General features: G+C 45.6%; 2 protein-coding genes. Both read right to left on the bottom strand.

Annotation, left to right across the window (positions count from 1 at the left end; translation table 11 throughout):
* Positions 1-154: 154 nt before the first annotated feature.
* Positions 155-532, bottom strand: a complete 378-nt coding sequence (locus tag J8X26_RS27165; protein ID WP_208952623.1) for a type II toxin-antitoxin system VapC family toxin — start codon at positions 530-532, stop codon at positions 155-157.
* Positions 532-735: a type II toxin-antitoxin system VapB family antitoxin gene (locus J8X26_RS27160; protein ID WP_208952622.1), complete on the bottom strand. Its 204-nt coding sequence runs from the start codon at positions 733-735 to the stop codon at positions 532-534. The genes J8X26_RS27165 and J8X26_RS27160 overlap by 1 nt, the downstream gene beginning before the upstream one ends.
* Between the last annotated feature and the right edge of the window lie 292 nt (positions 736-1027).

The following is a 1027-nucleotide window of genomic DNA, read 5'->3' as shown; positions in this document are numbered from 1 at the left end:
GAAATCACGTTTCAAATCACTTTATCTGAGAATCAAACCACATTAGCTGATTCTGAACCACATTACGGATTCACCCGCGCACGCTCCATGAGACGTTCTTCACCACAAGAAAACCATCGGTTTTCTTGTGGGTGTCTGAGTAGTTTAAGTTCGGTCAATGAATCGGCTGATAACTCACATGAAGACGTTTAGCCAACTTCTCCAACCGTTTATCCAGTGTCCAGAGTCTTGCCCCCGGTGTTATCAGGGTTGATGCCAGCAATGTAATATCAACCAGACCACATCCGAGGCCGTACAGCTTTTCATTTTCAATAAATGTCATTACTTCAGTAATATTGGCCTGATGGCTCTGTGGTAACAGCCCCAGATCACCAAGCGTTCTCAGCCTTGGCGCCGGAGGTGTACCACAAGCTATCTCGGCAATAATCATCGGATGTGTCAGAATCAGATCCCGTTCCAGCAACTGGATCAATCCGTCATTCCTGTTTTTGAAATGGTCAACCCAGACGGACGTATCAACCAGAATAGTCATTATGCGGACGGCTCCTCGCGGCGGCGAGGGGGCATCTGCATTTCAGGCGATGAACCGCCAAGCGAAGCCAGCCTTTTTGCTGCCTGCACCCGAACAAACGTTTTCACTGCTTCCCGGAAAATATCAGCCTTATCCATACCGGGATCGGCCATTTCCAGCGCCTGTGCATACAGCACATCATCGATTGTGACTGTTGTTCTCATAATACCACCTCACTAGATTCATATATTGATGATTATATTGCATCAAATTAATCATCACGACAACCAGTAAGAAAAGATAAATGGCACAGGGTAATCTTGCGTTGATTTCCACAATGGGTTTTCTTGCGATAATTCAGATAGAAATTGTGCTAATCTGTAACTATCAGAAAACCGGCCGTTTTTCTGGTGGTTTGTGTATTCTCAGGGAGGGTGCGCGGGCGAATCCGTAATGTGGTTCAGAATCAGCTAATGTGGTTTGATTCTCAGATAAAGTGATTTGAAACGTGATTTC

Source organism: Rahnella sp. ChDrAdgB13 (assembly GCF_017655185.1).
GTDB lineage: Bacteria > Pseudomonadota > Gammaproteobacteria > Enterobacterales > Enterobacteriaceae > Rahnella > Rahnella contaminans.
This window is presented reverse-complemented; position numbering and strand designations above follow the sequence as displayed.

What these genes read in the sequence shown, in the direction of transcription:
- J8X26_RS27160 (WP_208952622.1), bottom strand. Translation starts at nt 735, where the DNA reads ATGAGAACAACAGTCACAATCGATGATGTGCTGTATGCACAGGCGCTG.
- J8X26_RS27165 (WP_208952623.1), bottom strand. Translation starts at nt 532, where the DNA reads ATGACTATTCTGGTTGATACGTCCGTCTGGGTTGACCATTTCAAAAAC.